Source organism: Curtobacterium flaccumfaciens (genome assembly GCF_004361695.1).
Lineage (GTDB): Bacteria > Actinomycetota > Actinomycetes > Actinomycetales > Microbacteriaceae > Curtobacterium > Curtobacterium flaccumfaciens_B.
Window position 1 is genome coordinate 40,693 of record NZ_SNVW01000002.1, and the last position, 15,396, is coordinate 56,088.

Annotated in this window: 14 protein-coding genes; 7 read left to right on the top strand and 7 right to left on the bottom strand. The window is 74.2% G+C overall.

The window, feature by feature from the left end; translation table 11 throughout:
* Positions 1 to 79: 79 nt before the first annotated feature.
* The 4 genes from EDF64_RS02930 to mtrA form a co-directional block, all read right to left on the bottom strand.
* On the bottom strand, positions 80 to 805 hold the full coding sequence (locus tag EDF64_RS02930; RefSeq protein WP_166645582.1) for a phosphoribosyltransferase family protein: 726 nt from the start codon (positions 803 to 805) through the stop codon (positions 80 to 82).
* A 102-nt stretch (positions 806 to 907) separates the two neighbouring features.
* Positions 908 to 2,590: an LpqB family beta-propeller domain-containing protein gene (locus EDF64_RS02935; protein WP_133518617.1), complete on the bottom strand. Its 1,683-nt coding sequence runs from the start codon at positions 2,588 to 2,590 to the stop codon at positions 908 to 910.
* The gene (gene mtrB, locus EDF64_RS02940; RefSeq protein WP_243736224.1) at positions 2,590 to 4,248 is read right to left on the bottom strand and encodes an MtrAB system histidine kinase MtrB; all 1,659 of its coding nucleotides are present in this window, start codon (positions 4,246 to 4,248) and stop codon (positions 2,590 to 2,592) included. Before mtrB ends, EDF64_RS02935 begins: the two co-directional genes overlap by 1 nt.
* Before the next feature lie 14 nt (positions 4,249 to 4,262).
* Entirely contained in the window at positions 4,263 to 4,937 is a 675-nt protein-coding gene (mtrA, locus tag EDF64_RS02945; RefSeq protein WP_133518618.1) for an MtrAB system response regulator MtrA, read from the bottom strand.
* Positions 4,938 to 5,151: 214 nt separating this feature from the next.
* On the opposite strand from mtrA, the gene EDF64_RS02950 reads away from it, so the two are divergent.
* Genes EDF64_RS02950 through EDF64_RS02970 form a run of 5 tightly spaced genes read left to right on the top strand, consistent with a single transcriptional unit; the run spans position 5,152 to position 10,805 of the window.
* Positions 5,152 to 6,594, top strand: coding sequence for a glycerophosphoryl diester phosphodiesterase membrane domain-containing protein (locus EDF64_RS02950; RefSeq protein WP_166645583.1), 1,443 nt, complete (start codon positions 5,152 to 5,154; stop codon positions 6,592 to 6,594).
* Entirely contained in the window at positions 6,591 to 7,226 is a 636-nt protein-coding gene (locus EDF64_RS02955) for a DUF4129 domain-containing protein (protein ID WP_133518620.1), read from the top strand. Before EDF64_RS02950 ends, EDF64_RS02955 begins: the two co-directional genes overlap by 4 nt.
* A complete protein-coding gene (locus tag EDF64_RS02960) occupies positions 7,223 to 8,449 on the top strand; it encodes a DUF4350 domain-containing protein (protein ID WP_133518621.1) in 1,227 nt (408 codons plus the stop codon). Before EDF64_RS02955 ends, EDF64_RS02960 begins: the two co-directional genes overlap by 4 nt.
* A complete protein-coding gene (locus tag EDF64_RS02965) occupies positions 8,446 to 9,441 on the top strand; it encodes an AAA family ATPase (RefSeq protein WP_133518622.1) in 996 nt (331 codons plus the stop codon). The genes EDF64_RS02960 and EDF64_RS02965 overlap by 4 nt, the downstream gene beginning before the upstream one ends.
* Positions 9,441 to 10,805 carry a DUF58 domain-containing protein gene (locus tag EDF64_RS02970; RefSeq protein ID WP_133518623.1) on the top strand — a complete coding sequence of 455 codons (1,365 nt, stop codon included), beginning with the start codon at positions 9,441 to 9,443 and terminating at the stop codon, positions 10,803 to 10,805. Before EDF64_RS02965 ends, EDF64_RS02970 begins: the two co-directional genes overlap by 1 nt.
* 10 nt (positions 10,806 to 10,815) lie before the next feature.
* Here EDF64_RS02970 and EDF64_RS02975 read toward each other — a convergent pair whose 3' ends face one another.
* A complete protein-coding gene (locus tag EDF64_RS02975) occupies positions 10,816 to 11,811 on the bottom strand; it encodes a stage II sporulation protein M (RefSeq protein ID WP_133518922.1) in 996 nt (331 codons plus the stop codon).
* A gap of 208 nt (positions 11,812 to 12,019) precedes the next feature.
* Between EDF64_RS02975 and EDF64_RS02980 the strand changes: the two genes are divergently transcribed.
* The gene (locus EDF64_RS02980; RefSeq protein WP_133518624.1) at positions 12,020 to 12,889 is read left to right on the top strand and encodes an RDD family protein; all 870 of its coding nucleotides are present in this window, start codon (positions 12,020 to 12,022) and stop codon (positions 12,887 to 12,889) included.
* Between the two features lie 201 nt (positions 12,890 to 13,090).
* On the opposite strand, the gene ahcY is transcribed toward EDF64_RS02980, so the two are convergent.
* Together ahcY and EDF64_RS02990 are read right to left on the bottom strand one after the other, a co-directional pair.
* Complete coding sequence (gene ahcY / locus EDF64_RS02985; protein ID WP_133518625.1) at positions 13,091 to 14,569, bottom strand: adenosylhomocysteinase; 1,479 nt, start codon at positions 14,567 to 14,569, stop codon at positions 13,091 to 13,093.
* 112 nt (positions 14,570 to 14,681) lie between these two features.
* Positions 14,682 to 14,897: a DUF3499 family protein gene (locus EDF64_RS02990; RefSeq protein WP_071292019.1), complete on the bottom strand. Its 216-nt coding sequence runs from the start codon at positions 14,895 to 14,897 to the stop codon at positions 14,682 to 14,684.
* 139 nt (positions 14,898 to 15,036) lie between these two features.
* Here EDF64_RS02990 and EDF64_RS02995 point away from each other — a divergent pair, with 139 nt between their 5' ends.
* Positions 15,037 to 15,396, top strand: a complete 360-nt coding sequence (locus EDF64_RS02995; protein ID WP_243736225.1) for a hypothetical protein — start codon at positions 15,037 to 15,039, stop codon at positions 15,394 to 15,396.

Sequence of the window (15,396 nt, forward strand, 5' to 3'; positions counted from 1 at the left end):
GACCCGGACCAGCCCCGGCGTCACGGGAACGCGGTGAGTCGTGGAGACACCCACCGGACACTCAGAGGACACCGAGCGTTCACTCGTCGACGCTCGCCACCGCCACGCAGCGCACCACGCGGCCACCCGCGGCGCGGACGGCACGGACGGCCTCGGCCATCGTGACGCCCGTGGTCACGACGTCGTCGACCACCACGACGTCCCGATCGGCGACGCCCACCGCACGGAGCGTGCCGACGGTCGCCGCGACCCGCTCGACGGCGCTGCGCTCCTTCTGCCCGTGGCCGGCACGGGGCACGGGCCCCGGGGCCGGACCGGGGGCCGAACCGGGGCCCGGACCCGGGTCCTGGCCACGAGCGCCCGCCCGGGGCCGACGGACGCGCCGGAGCGCCCGCGGACGCCGCACACCGCCGCGCGCCAGGAGCAGCACCACGGGGTCGAAGCCGCGGCGCCGGGCACCCTGCGGCGACGGCGGCACCCGGAGCAGGAGCGTGCCCGCCGGGGCCTCGGCGAGCGCCGACAGCACGAGTGCGCCGAACCGGGCGCCGAGCGGGCGTGCGAGGTCCACGCGGCCGCGGAGCTTCAGCTCGAGGAGGACGGTCCGGACCAGTCCCCCGTACTCGAAGCCCGCGTCGAGCCGTACCCCGGCCACGAGCCGCACGCGACGGGGTTCGTGGTCGAGGGCGGTGCGGCAGGCGACGCACAGGGCGCGGTCGGCCGCGCCGCATCCCGCGCAGGCGACCGGCAGGACCAGACCGAGCACCGCGAGGACCGCGTCCTGCCAGCCCCGCTCGGTCGTCGTCACGTCCACCAGGGTCGCGGTGACCGGGCGCCGGGCGGGGGCCGTCCGGAAGACGGTGGACGGGCCTCCAGGCTCGGTGCCCTGTGGAGGACCGGGCGGATCTCGTCAGCGCTGGATGCCGAGCACGTCCGCCGTGACGCCCGTCGCCTCCCAGCCACCACCGGTGGACTGCAGCACGGAGCCGTCGGACATCCGCAGGAGCATCGAGCCGGCGCTGCCCCCGGCGATCGCCGTCGCGCGTCCGTCCGGCTTCGGCAGGGTGCTCGACTGGCCACCGACGGTGGTCCGGACGACCTCCGGGCCGTTCGTGGTCTGCCCGAGCGACGCGATGTCGGAGTCGTTGATCCACGCCGCGCCGACGGCGTCGCCGGTCGCCGCCTGCACCCGGACCGGCGGACCGAGCGCCGTCGGGGTGCGGTCGGAGCCGCGGACGATCGCCATCACGTACAGGCTCGGTCCGTCGGCGCCCTCGAGGAGCGCGAGCGCGCGCGTCGAGTCGCGGGAGACCTGGAACGAGACCATCGTGCCCTTCGGCAGGGTCGTCGTGATCACGTGCGGGTCGCCGCCGAGGCCGTACGCGGTGACCTTCCGGGTGTCCGACGCGGCTGCGACCCAGGCGAAGCCGAGGTCGTCGACGGACGGCGGGACGAGGCCGTCGGTCGCGTCCACCCGCAGCCGGGACTGCGGCCGGACCACGAAGACGCCGTCGTCGTTGCCCACCACCGCTGCGGTGCCGGACGCGGAGATCGCGAGCGAGGACGGGTCGAGGGCGGCGATCTCGTCGCCCATGCCGTTGCCGAGCTCCGCGATCTTGTCGGACGACGGCGACGCGTAGCCGACGGAGCCGTCGCGTTCGACGAGCGGCCGGGCGTCGACGTCGGGGTTGACCTGGGCCTCGGAGCCCGTCGCGTCCGGGATCGAGAACGACGCACCCTCGACGGTGATGGCGACCGACGACACCGTGGCGACGGAAGCCAGCGACCGGCTGAGCTGCGTGCGCATCCGGACCTTGTCCTGGCTGCTGGCACGCAGGGCGTCGCTCGACAGGTCGACGAGGGCGGTACCGCTGTCGATCGTCACGGCGTTCAGCGACAGCTGGGTGCCCTCGGGGAACGCCGAGACGACGGAGCCCTTGAGCCAGTCGGCCGGTCCGGCGAGCAGGGCGCTCGCGATCCGGGTGCTCGTCGACGAGCGGGCGAGGAACCAGCGCTCGTCGGGCACCAGGTACCGGTACGTCGGGTCGTAGAAGTACAGCGCGTGCTGCTGGAACACCGAGTCGAAGTTGACCGGCGACAGGATGATGCCGTCCGGGGCGTAGGCGATGCGCCATTCCCCGTCCTCGCGGGTGAACTGGAACGTCAGCGTGGTCGAGGTCGGGCGGACGGCCTGGGTGTACTGGCCCTCGGCGTCGACGGTGGCGCTCGCGGTGAGGGTGTAGCTCAGCTCACGGTCGCCGACGCGTTCGACGTCGGGGTTGCCCTCGCGGATGGTGACGCCGCGGCGCGGGTTCCACTTCTCCGCGTACCCCGAGGCCAGGAACTGCCGGGCGACCGCGTAGTCGTCCTGCGCACCCGTGCCGGCGGCGATGAACCCGCGGAGGATCGCGGTCTGGTCCGACCCGGCCACGGGCTTGAACGGGCGGTAGTCCAGGCCGGACACCGACTCGTCCTTGATCGTCTGGCCGGAGCGCACCGGACCGTCGGTGGGGATCGCAGCGCACGCGGACACGGCGACGACCGTGACCGCGGCGAGCGCGACGGCGATGAGGTGTCGGAAGCGGGTGCGCATCAGTCTTCCTCCCGCACGGCCCGGGGGCCGTCGTAGGACTCGTCGAGTTCGGGCAGCGGGATGGCGGAGGTCGTCACCGCGACGCGCTCGTTGCGGGGCAGCGTGAGGACGAACGTGGACCCCTCGCCGGGGCGGGACCAGACGTCGATCCGGCCGCCGTGCAGGTTCGCGTCCCCGAGGGAGATCGCGAGGCCGAGGCCGGTCCCGCCGATCGTGCGCTTCCGGCTCGGGTCGGCGCGCCAGAACCGGTCGAACACGCGGACGGCGTCCTCCGGCGGCATGCCGACGCCGTGGTCGCGGACGGCGATCGCGACGGAGCGGGCGTCGCTGTCGACCACGACCTGCACGGGCTTCGCGTCACCGTGCTCGATCGCGTTGCCGACGAGGTTGCGGAGGATGCGCCGGACGCGCTTGGCGTCGAGCTGCATCGTGGTGTGGCCACCGGGGGTCGCCAGCTGCAGGTCGATGCCCGCGCGTTCGGCCAGCGGGCGGAACTCGTCGACGATGTCGGTCGCGAGCGCGGCCGGGATGACGGGCTCCGGGTCGAGCTGCACGGCCTGCGCGTCGAACCGGGAGATCTCGAGCAGGTCGGCGAGGAGCAGTTCGAAGCGCTCGACCTGGGTGTGCAGGAGCTCGGCGGAGCGGCCGACGGACGGTTCGAAGGCGTGCCGGGAGTCGTAGAGCATGTCGCCGGCGAGCCGGATGGTCGTCAGCGGCGTCCGGAGCTCGTGCGACACGTCGGACACGAACCGCTGCTGGACGCGGGAGAGCTCGGCGAGCTGGGTGATCTGCCGGCTCACGGCGTCGGCCATGCCGTTGAAGCTGCGCGCCAGGGTCGCGATGTCGTCGTTGCCCTTGACCGGGATGCGTTCGTCGAGCCGACCGGCGGCGATCTTCCGGCTGGTCTCGGCCGCGCCGCGGATGGGCACGATCACGAGCCGGACGACCAGGGACGTCACGAGCGCGATGAGCACCATCAGCGCGACGCCGCCGATGGACAGCGTCTGGGACACGAAGTCGAGGGTCTGCTGCGCGTCGGACAGGTCGTAGACGAGGTAGAGCTCGTACTGCCCGGCGCTCGGGATCTGCAGCGTCGACCCGACGGCGAGACCGGGCTGGCTGCGGCCGTCGACCTCGAGCCGGACGGGCTGCAGGCTGACCTTGCCGGTGTCCTTGCCGACTTCCTTCCGGAGGGCGTCGCTGATCGCCTGGTCGGGGAAGTCCGGGCTCGCCACGGTCTGCAGCGACTGCGGCGCCGTCTGGTCCGGGCTCCGCTCGATCGCGAGGCTCGTGCCGCCGGGGCTGGTCGTGTTCGACAGGATCGCCTGCTGCGCCTCGTTCTGCAGCGTCTCGAGCTCGGTCTGGTTGTTGTCCCCGCCCGCGGTCGCGGCGTCGAAGATGCCCTGCGCGACGACGGTGGCGCGCGCGGACTCGGCCTCGATCTGGTCGCGGCGCTGCGAGTAGACGTTGTTCGAGATGCTGATCATCACGGCGGTGCCGATGATCGCGATCGCCAGGCCGGTCGTCAGCACCGTGATGGCGACCGACCGGACCATCAGGGAGCGCCGCCACAGGTACGCGACCGGACGCCACCCGCGACGGAGCCACCGCCGGATCCGCCGGCCCACGCGGCCCGGCGCGCTGCGACCGGACGGCACCGTGACCACGGTGGTCAGGCCCCTCCGGCCCGGTACCCGACGCCGCGCACCGTGGTGACGATCTTCGGGTTGTCGGGGTCGTGCTCGATCTTCGCGCGGAGACGCTGCACGTGCACGTTCACCAGACGGGTGTCCGCCTTGTAGTGGTAGCCCCACACCTGCTCGAGGAGCATCTCGCGCGTGAACACCTGGTTCGGCTTCTCGGACAGCGCCCGGAGCAGGTCGAACTCGAGCGGGGTCAGCGCGATCACCGTGTCGCCGCGGCGGACCTCGTGCCCGGCGACGTCGACCGTGAGGTCCCCGACGTGCAGGACGGTCGCGTCGGCCGCGGACGGCCGCAGCCGGGTGCGGATCCGGGCGACGAGCTCCTTCGGGTTGAAGGGCTTCACGACGTAGTCGTCGGCACCGTTCTCGAGGCCGGCGACGACGTCGGCGGTGTCGCCGCGGGCGGTGAGCATGATGATCGGCGTCCCGCTCTCGGCGCGGATCCGCTTGCACACCTCGATGCCGTCGATGCCCGGGAGCATGACGTCGAGGAGCACCAGGTCGGGCTTCGTGCTGTGGAACGCGTCGACGGCGTCGTTGCCGTCGGCGCTGAACTCCGGCTCGTAGCCCTCGGAACGGAGGACGATGCCGATCATCTCGGCGAGTGCCTGGTCGTCGTCGACGACGAGGATGCGCGGTGTCATGTGATGTGGACTCCGTGTGACGTGCGGTGGTGCCGGGTCGCACCTGCCACCTCACGATAGCCGAGGCCCCGTCGGGTGGCGTTTTCCGACAGGATGGGTGTCGACCGTGCTCCGCTGCGCGGCCGAGGGCGACGAGGGGGCGGCGATGTCCGATTGGCAGGTACCGGGTGGGTCCGGTGGGCCGGGTGCGCCCGGCGGGTCTGCTGGGTCTGGCATGTCCGGCGGGTCCGGCATGCCCGGCGGGTCCGGCGGGTCGCCGTCCTGGCCTGGAGGCGCGCAGCAGCCCGGCGGTCCGCAGCCGTCCGGCCCGTGGCCGGGTCCACAGCCCACACCGCCCCCGCCGGTCGGGTCACGCCCCGTCATCCCGTTGCGGCCGCTCGGCCTCGGTGACGTCCTCGGCGGTGCCTTCACGGTGTTCCGCCGCAACGCCCGCGTGCTCCTCCTCTGGAGCGTCCTGCTCAGCGGCGTCCTCGGGCTGCTGTCGACGCTCGTCAGCACCTTCGGCCAGCGCGCCGTGCAGTCGCGGATGCTCTCCGCGGTGGACGGCGGCAGCGGGAGCGGGACCGAAGCCGTCCTCGCCGGGTCCGTCACCCTGTGGCTCGTGCTGTCCGCCGGTCTGCCCTTCCTGGCGTCCCTCGGGCGCGGCTTCCTGGTCGCGCCGGTCGCCGCGGACACCGGGCAGCGGGTGCTCGGGCGCCGCGGGACCTTCCGCGGGATCTGGGCGCTCCTCGCCGGGCGCCGGTGGCCGGTCGTCGCCTGGATCCTCCTGCAGCTCGCGGCCGGGCTCGTGATCGGGATCGTGTTCGTCCTGCTGCTCGTCGGCTTCATCGCCGCGCTCGCCGCCGGGCGGTCGAACGCGTGGGGGTTCGTGCTCGCGATCCTCGGGCTGTTCGCCGGGTTCGGCGTCGTGCTGGTCTGGCTCGGCACCCGGTTCGCGTTCACCGTCCCGACCATCGCCCTCGAGGGCCGGACCGTCTTCGCCGCCGCGGCCCAGTCGTGGCGGCTCACCCGCGGAGCGTTCTGGCGCACGTTCGGCATCCTGCTGCTCGTGCAGGCGATGTTCGGCTTCGCGGTGTCGATCGCCTCGTTCCCCCTGACGATCGGTGCCGTGCTCATCGGTGGCACGTTCGACCCGCTCGGGCAGACCGACGTCTCGACCGGCACCGGCGTGGCCGGGGTCGTCGCGGTCGTGGTCGGCAGCCTGCTCGGGATCGCCGTGCAGTGCATCACCGACGTGCTGAGCGCGTCCGTCACGACGTTCCTGGCGATCGACCGGCGGATCCGGACCGAGGCGCTCGACCAGCGGATCGCGTCCCACCTCGAGACGGGGCAGCCCACCGACCCGTTCGCGCCGGCGCCGCAGGTGGTCCGTCCGCCGTGGCCCGGGCAGCAGCAGTGGGCCGGCCAGCAGCCCGGGTACGGCCAGCAGCCGTGGCCAGGCCAGCAGCAGGGCAACGGCCAGCAGCAGGGGCCGGCTCCGCAGCCGTGGCAGCCCGCGCCGCCGTCGCAGTGGCCGCAGCAGCAGCAGTGGGCGCCGCACCCGCCGGCGCAGGCGCAGGCACCGCAGCAGGCGCAGCCGCCGCAGCCGCCGCAGCAGGGGCAGCCGCCGCAGTGGGGTGGGGCGCCGGACCGTTTCCCGCCGGACGACCGCGCGTGACGGTCGACCCGGACGAGGCCCGCCGCCTGCTCGAACGTGAACTCGAGCGGTCCGAGTACGACGGCGCGCACGTGACCTGGTGGGACCGTGCCTCTCGGTCGTTCCTCGACTGGCTCGGCTCCTTCCGCGCGGACGGCCTCGGGTCGCCCGTCGTCGCGCACACCCTGCTCTGGGTCGCCGTCGTGGTGCTCGTGGCCGTCGTCGTCCTGGTGGTCGTCGCGCGCGGCCTCCCCCGCCGACGCGCACGGCTCGCCGGCACCGAGGTCGGCGGCGTGTTCGACGACGACGACCTCCGACCGGCACGTGCGATCGCCGACGAGGCCCGGGCCGCCCTCCGCGCCGGGGACTGGTCGCGCGCGGTGCTCGACGGCTACCGCGCGCTCGCTCGTGGCCTCGGCGAACGCGACCTCGTGCCGGACGTCCCCGGCGCCACGGCCCGCGCCATCGCCGGTCGCGCCGCGGTCGTGTTCCCGGCCGAGGCGACCCGACTCGACCGCGCCGCAGCGACCTTCGACGCCGTCCGGTACCTCGACGTGGCCGCGACCGAGGCCGCGGCGCGCGACGTCCTCGACACCGAGCACGCCGTGCGTGTCGCTCGCCCGGCCCGCACCACCCCGGCGGTGCCCGCGTGACCGCGACGACGACCGCCCCGGCCGGACGTGCCGCGCCCCGGCGGGAGGGCCGCGGGTCCCGCCTCGCCTTCTGGGTCGCGGTGGTCCTCGTCGGCCTGCTGCTCGCCGCCCTGACCGCGGTGGTCCAGAGCAGCGACGGCCCGGGGAGCGCCGAGCTCGACCCGACGTCCGCCACCGCGAGCGGGTCGAAGGCGCTCGTCCGGGTGCTGGAACGGCAGGGCACCGACGTCCGGGTCGTCGACCGCGCCGACGACGTCACCGGCGGCACCGTGTTCGTCGACGACGCACGGGGCGTGCTCGACCCGGCCGTCGCCCGGCGTCTCGCACGGGAGGCATCGCACGTCGTGCTCGTCTCCACCGGCGCCGCGACGCTCGACGCCTTCGGGCTCGACGTCGAGCCGGCCGCGCAGGTCGGCGGGAGCGACACGGTCTCCACCCGGACCTGCGACGTCCCGGCAGCCGCGGACGCCCGACGGATCACGACGGCAGGGGTCGCCTACCGGGTGCCCGACGGCGACCCGGCCCCCACCGGGACGACGCTGTGCGCCCCGAGCGGCAGCGGTGACGAGCGTGCCTACGGCCTCGTGCAGACCACGACCCGCGGCGGGGACGTGACCCTGGTCGGCACGACCGCGGCGTTCCGGAACGACACGATCACCACGGCGGGCAACGCGGCACTCGCCCTCGGTCTGCTCGGCGCGGACGACTCGCTCACCTGGTACACGCCGACCCCGGGTACGCCCGACGCAGCGCCGACGCTCGGCACCCTCGCGCCGCCGTGGGTCCCGAGCGCGCTGGCGCTGCTCGCCCTCGTGGCGGTCGCCGCCGGCGTCTGGCGCGGACGACGACTCGGTCCGCTCGTCGTCGAGCGGATGCCCGTCGTCGTGCGCGCGGCGGAGACGACCGAGGGACGGGCCCGCCTCGCCGCCCGGACCCGCGACCGCACGCACGCCCTCGACACCCTGCGCGTCGCCGCCGTCCACCGGATCGGTCGGCGCCTCGGGCTCCCCCGTTCCGCGCACGTCGACGACGTCGTCCGCGCCGCGGCCCGCGCCACCGGCATCCCGGACGCCCGGGTCGGCGCCGTGCTCGTGGGCGGCACCACCCCGGACGACCGCGCGCTCGTCGCCGGAGCGGCCGCGCTCGACGACCTCGAACGCGCCGTCGCCGCCGCGACCGGCGGCCACCAGACCGACCACGACCGACGAGGAGCACGACCGTGACCGATCCGTCCCCCACCCAGACCCCGCAGCCGTCGCCTGCCGCCGACCCGCTCCGCGACGCCTTCGGCCGGCTCCGCGCCGAGGTCGGCAAGGCCGTCGTCGGGCAGGAGGGCGCGGTGTCCGGCATGATCGTCGGCATCCTGGCCCAGGGGCACGTCCTGCTCGAGGGCGTCCCCGGGGTCGCGAAGACCCTGCTGGTCCGGAGCCTCGCCGCCGCGATGTCGCTCGACACCAAGCGCATCCAGTTCACCCCCGACCTGATGCCCGGCGACGTCACCGGTTCACTCGTGTACGACGCCTCGACGGGGACCTTCCCGTTCCGCGAGGGCCCCGTGTTCACGAACGTGCTGCTCGCCGACGAGGTGAACCGGACGCCCCCGAAGACGCAGTCCGCGCTGCTCGAGGCGATGGAGGAACGGCAGGTCAGCGTCGACGGCGACGCACGGCCGCTCCCCGACCCGTTCTTCGTGGCGGCGACGATGAACCCGATCGAGTTCGAGGGCACCTACACGCTGCCCGAGGCGCAGCTCGACCGCTTCCTCATGAAGCTCACCCTCGACGTACCCCCGCGGGATGTCGAGTGGCAGGTGCTCCGCCGACACGCGGACGGCTTCGTGCCGCGCGACGTCCGGTCGGCCGGCATCGTCCCCGTGGTCGGCGTCGACGAGGTCCTCGCCGCCCAGCGCGCGGTCCGTGCGGTCGGTGCGCGTGACGACGTGCTGGCGTACATCGTCGACCTCGCCCGCGCCACCCGACAGGCGCCGTCGGTCCGGGTCGGCGTCAGCCCCCGCGGCGCGACCGCGCTGCTCGCCGCGGCGAAGGCCTGGGCGTGGCTCACGGGCTACGAGGCGATCACCCCCGACCACGTGCAGGCCATGCTCCTGCCGGTCTGGCGACACCGCCTCCGGGTCGCCGCGGACGCCGAACTCGAGGGCGTCGGCGCGGACGGCGTCCTGCAGCAGGTGCTCGAGCAGGTCCGGGTGCCGATCTAGTGGCGGTCTCCGGCCGGTTCGTCGCGCTGCTCGCCGTCGCGATCGTGCCCACCGTGCTGCTCGGCACCGGGTGGGCCGGTGCGGCGTGGGCGGGCGTGGTGCTCCTCGCCGCGGTGCTCGACGTGCTGCTCGCCGCCGACCTCGGGCAGATCCGGGTCGAACGGCGGATGCCGCGACTGGCACGCCGCGACACCACCGCCGACGGCACCCTCGTGCTGGTCAACGACGGCTCCCGCACGCTGCGCGGCGTCGTCCGCGACATGTGGGAGCCCTCGGCCGGTCACGCGCCCCGTCGAACGCGCCTGCAGGTCCCCGCCGGCGAACGACGCACCGCCCGGATGCGGTTCGCACCGTTCCGCCGGGGGCGTCGGGTGAGTGCCGGGGTGGCCGTCCGGGCGTTCGGCCCGCTCGGCCTGGCCGCCCGGCAGCGGGTCCTCGACGCGCCGGCCGAACTCGTCGTCACCCCGCCGTTCCGGTCGCGTCGGCACCTGCCCTCGCGACTCGCACGGCTCCGGGAGCTCGACGGTGAGACGACCCTGCAGCTCCGCGGGCACGGCACCGAGTTCGACTCGCTGCGGGACTACGTGCGCGGCGACGACGTCCGGTCGATCGACTGGCGGGCGACGGCTCGACGCCAGGACCTCGTCGTCCGCACCTGGCGCCCGGAACGCGACCGGCGGGTGATCGTCGTGGTCGACGCCGGCCGCGCCGGTGCCGGCCGGGTCGACGACGAACCGCGGCTCGACACCTTCATCGAGTCCGCCCTGCTGCTCGGGGCACTCGCGGCGGCCGCGGGCGACCGGGTCGACCTCGCCGTGCTCGACGACGCCGTCCGCGGTCGCGTGCACGGCGCCACCCGCACGGACGTCGTCCAGCGCTTCGGCGAGACCCTGGCGCTCGCGGAGCCCGGGCTCGCGGCCACCGACTGGTCCGCCGTCCCGGGCCTGGTCGACTCGATCACCACGTCACGCGCGTTCGTCGTGCTCGTCTCGAGCCTCGACTCGGTCGGCGCGTCCGGCGACCTCCTCGCGGTGCTCCCGCGGCTCACCCGCCGGCACGCCGTGCTCGTGACGTCCGTCACCGACCTGACCGTCGAGCGGATGGCACGGGGAGAGGCGAGCGGGGCCCTGGAGCCGACCACCGGGCGACCGGGGCGACGGGGCGGACGCACGCCGTCCCTCCCGGCCCGTGCGGAGCGCGACGTCTACCGGAGGGCCGCCGCGGAACGCACCCTGCTCGACGCCGACGGCATCGCCGACGTCGCCCGCCGGGCGGGTGCAGAGGTGGTCCGGGCGACGCCGGACCAGGTGCCACCGCTCGTCGCCGACGCCTACATCCGGGCGAAGGCGACCGGACGGCTGTAGCGGGGCGGCGTCAGCCGGCCACGAGCGAGGTGCTGCCGCGCTCGAACTCCTCGAGGTCGCCGCGCTCCCCGGCGCGGTGCGCGCGGCCCCCGAGCACCCACTGGTACCAGAGCACCGCGGCGAGCGCGACCGTGCCGATGCCGATCTTCACCGGCCACGGCCAGTCCTGGCGCGTCACCGTGCCCTCGACGAGGCCGGAGAGCAGCAGCGTCAGGGCGAGGCCGACGGCGATCGTGATGAGGGCGCGGCCGTCCTCGGCGAGGGCCTGCGCACGCGTGCGGGCACCGGGGGCGACCCACGACCAGAAGATCATCAGGCCGGCCGCGGCCGCGAGGAACACCGAGTAGAGCTCGAGCTGCCCGTGCGGGGCGATGTACAGGAAGAAGTCGCCGAGGCGCCCCTCGGAGTGCATGATCGCCGCCGAGACACCGAGACTGATCGCGTTCTGCCCGATCGAGAACGGGACGAACAGGCCCGTGATGCCGAACGCCACCATCGTCGCCGCGATGTACGCGTTGTTCGTCCAGACCTGCGCGGTGAACGCCCCGAGGCCGTGGTCCGAGTAGTAGGCCTGGAAGTCCTGCGTCGCGTACCGTCGGAGCGCCTCGGGCGTGCCGAACGTCGCCGTCGCGCCCGGCGTCGTGCTGATCCAGACCGCGACGATCGCGGCGATCGCCGCCGTGGCCACGGCGACCCAGATCGTCACCCAGCGGATCCGGTACAGGGCGGCCGGCAGCTGCACGACGAAGAACGTCGTGACGGCCGTGACCGGGTCGACGGGGGTGCCGGTGAAGCGGAGCCGGGCACGGAAGAGGGTCAGGGACAGTCGGTCGCCGACCGCCGTCCGGGGTGCGGCTCGGCGGATGCGGGCGAGGTCGGTCGCGGCCTGTTGGTAGCCGGAGACCAGGCGGTCGACGTCCGCGCCGGAGGCGTGCCGGGCGCGGGCGAGCCGGTCGAGTTCCTGCCACCGCTCGCGGTGCACCTCGCTGTAGGCGTCCAGGTCCACGCGTCTCCCCCCGCTCGTCGTGCTGCGTCGTGCTGCCGTGCCGTTCGTCCGTTCGTGCCGGTCCTGCTTGTCGTGCTCTGTCGTGCCGTCGTGCTGGTCGTGCCGTTCGTGCACTGTCGTGCTGGTCCGGCTGGTCCTGCTGGTCCTGCTGGGCGCCGGGCCGGGGCCGTCCTGGGCGACCGGCGACGGTCTCCGCCATGATGATCCCATGCCGAAGACCCGCGCGCCGCGTGACCTCGCCGATCCCCGCTTCGTCCGCGCGCTCGACGACCCGGGTGACGAACTCGTCGTCGGCGAGGCCGTCGCGCTCGACGTGCAGCCCGCCGGCATCGCCCTGCGGCTCGCGGCGGCGCTCCTCGACGCGGTGTGCGTCCTCGCGCTCTACCTCATGCTCCTGGCCGGGCTGTCCCGCGTCTGGCCGAGCGACCTGGACGACGCCTGGGCCGCCGCACTCGACATCGGGGTGCTCGTCGGCGTGCTCGTGCTCGTGCCCGCCGCGGTCGAGACCGTCACGCGCGGCAAGAGCGTCGGCCGCTTCGCCACCGGCACCCGGGTGGTGCGGCTCGACGGCGGCGCGATCGGCTTCCGGCACGCGTTCACCCGGGCCCTCGTCGGGCTGTTCGAGCTCTGGATGACCCTCGGCTCGGTGGCCCTGCTCGTCGCCCTGTTCGGCACGCGTCCCCGGCGACTCGGGGACCTGCTCGCCGGCACCTTCGTGCAGCACGAGCGGGCCGCGAAGCACCGCGATCCCGAGGTGCTCCTGCCCGTCGAGCTCGTGCAGTGGACCGGGGTGGCCGACGTGTCGGCGCTCCCGCAGCGCCTCGAGAACCGGCTCGGCGCGTTCTTCCGCGGTGCGGCCGACCTGCGTCCGGAGGCGCGGGAGGCCACGGCGCGGACCCTCGCGGCGGCGGTCGCGGAGTACGCGCACCCCGTGCCGCCCGTGCACCCGGAGGTCTTCCTCGCTGGCGTCGTCGTGCTGCGGCGGTCGCGGGACGTCCGGGCGCTGCGCTCCCGGGCCGAGGTGCTCGACCGCGCTGCCGAGGCCGCGACGGCGCGGCCGCCGGGCTTCCCGCGCTGAGGCGCGGCGGCGCCTCGGCGCGCCGGCGCAGGCCGCGCTCGCGCCTCGCACAACGCAAGTCACCCCGAACCACGCGATCGCGTGGTTCGGGGTGACTTCGGTTGTGCGGAACGGCGACGGGCGGGCGGCCGCGCCCGCGGGCCGCGCCCGCGAACCGCGCCCGCGGGCGGCGCCGCCGGGCGCCTCAGCCGCGCCCGCGGCTCAGTAGCGGTAGTGCTCCGGCTTGTACGGGCCCTCGACCGGCACGCCGATGTACGCGGCCTGCTCCGGGCGGAGCTCGGTGAGCGCGACACCGAGGGCGTCGAGGTGCAGGCGTGCGACCTTCTCGTCGAGGTGCTTCGGCAGCACGTACACGCCCGTCGGGTACTCCTCGAGCCGGGTGTGGAGCTCGATCTGCGCGAGGACCTGGTTGGTGAACGAGTTGCTCATCACGAAGGACGGGTGCCCGGTCGCGTTGCCGAGGTTCATCAGCCGCCCCTCGGACAGCACGAGGATCGACCGGCCGGTCGGCAGACGCCACTCGTGCACCTGCGGCTTGATCTCGACCTTCTCGACCCCGGGCAGTGCCTCGAGCCCGGCCATGTCGATCTCGTTGTCGAAGTGCCCCACGTTCGCGACGATCGCCAGGTGCTTCAGCGCGAGCATCTCGTCGACGCCGACGACGCCGAGGTTGCCCGTGCAGGTGATGACCATGTCGACCTGGTCGGCGACGTCCGCCAACCGTGCCACCTGGTAGCCGTCCATCGCGGCCTGCAACGCGCAGATCGGGTCGACCTCGGACACGATGACGCGGGCACCCTGGCCGCGCAGCGCCTCGGCCGCGCCCTTGCCGACGTCGCCGTAGCCGACGACGAACGCGACCTTGCCGCCGATGAGGACGTCGGTCGCACGGTTGAGGCCGTCGGGCAGCGAGTGCCGGATGCCGTACTTGTTGTCGAACTTCGACTTCGTCACCGAGTCGTTGACGTTGATCGCCGGGAACTTCAGCTCGCCGGTGCGGGCGAGCTCGTACAGCCGGTGGACGCCCGTGGTGGTCTCCTCCGTCACGCCCTCGATCTCCGCGGCGATGCGGGTCCAGCGGTCGGACGACTCCTGCAGCGAGGCTGCGACGGTCTCGAGGACGATCTTCCACTCGGCACTCGCGTCGGCACCGGCGTCCGGCACGCGGCCCGCTGCCTCGGCGTCGGCACCGGTGTGCACGAGCATGGTGGCGTCACCGCCGTCGTCGAGGATGAGGTTCGGGCCGGCCCAGTCCGCCCCGGCCGCTGCTGCCTCGGCCGTCCAGTCGAAGATGCGGCTGGTGCACCACCAGTACTCCTCGAGCGTCTCGCCCTTCCAGGCGAACACCGGCACGCCGGCGGTCGACTCCGGGGTCCCCGTCGGACCGACCGCGATCGCCGCGGCCGCTTCGTCCTGCGTGGAGAAGATGTTGCAGCTGGCCCAGCGGACCTGCGCCCCGAGCGCCACCAGGGTCTCGATCAGGACGGCCGTCTGCACCGTCATGTGCAGGGACCCGGCGATGCGCGCGCCGGCGAGCGGCTGCGCCGCGCCGAACTCCTCGCGCAGGGACATCAGCCCGGGCATCTCGTTCTCGGCGAGGCGGATCTGGTGGCGGCCCGCCTCGGCGAGCGAGAGGTCGGCGACGCGGAACGGTGCTGCGGTACGGGCTTCGGTGGGCATGCCCACCAGTCTTCCACGCCGGGAGGCGCGGGTCGTCAGACGACGTCGGTCACGTGGGGCGTGCCTCCAGTCCGGCCCCCTGTGGAGGACTGGACCGGACCGGTCGCGACCGTCAGTCGGCGTCGCGGCGGAGCGGCTCCCGCCGCACCACCTGCCAGCCGCGGGGCACCCGCAGGGTGGCCGCGTGCCGCGCGCACAGGTCGTAACCGTGCGGTTCGACCCGGGTGGAGAGCGGGCCGACGACGACCATCGAGTCGCCGTAGTCGTACGTCAGGGTCGACGCAGCGCTCGCGCCGCAGGCGACCTTGCTGCAGATCCTCACGTCCATACCGACCACGACCCTAGCGGAGTGCGGCTGCCGGGCACCGCGCGCGTACGATGTGGGGATGCGTCGCAGGACTCCCCTCGTCACCCCGGTGGAACGCGGCCGGGGCCGTTCCCGGCACGGTCGGGGCGGACGCTCGAGCGTGACCGGACCGGACCTCGCACCCGTCATCACGCGTGCCGAGACGTTCGACCGGATCGTCGGGGACACCGCCCACTACCTCATCGGGCTCTGGCCCGACGAGCTTGCCGGCGTCGTCTTCCAGGTCGCCGACATGCCCACCGACACCACCGTGCCCGACCACATGCCGCGGTGGCGCGTCGACCGCGAGGCCCGTCGCGTGACCGTCTTCCGGATCCCGGTCGAGCGGGTCACCCGGAGCCCCGAGAAGGACGACACCGACAAGCGGGTCATCATCGAGACGGCGGTGTTCCGCGCGGTGGGCGAGCTCATCGACAAGGACCCGTGGGACCTGGCGCCGGACCGCTACCGCCACTGGTGA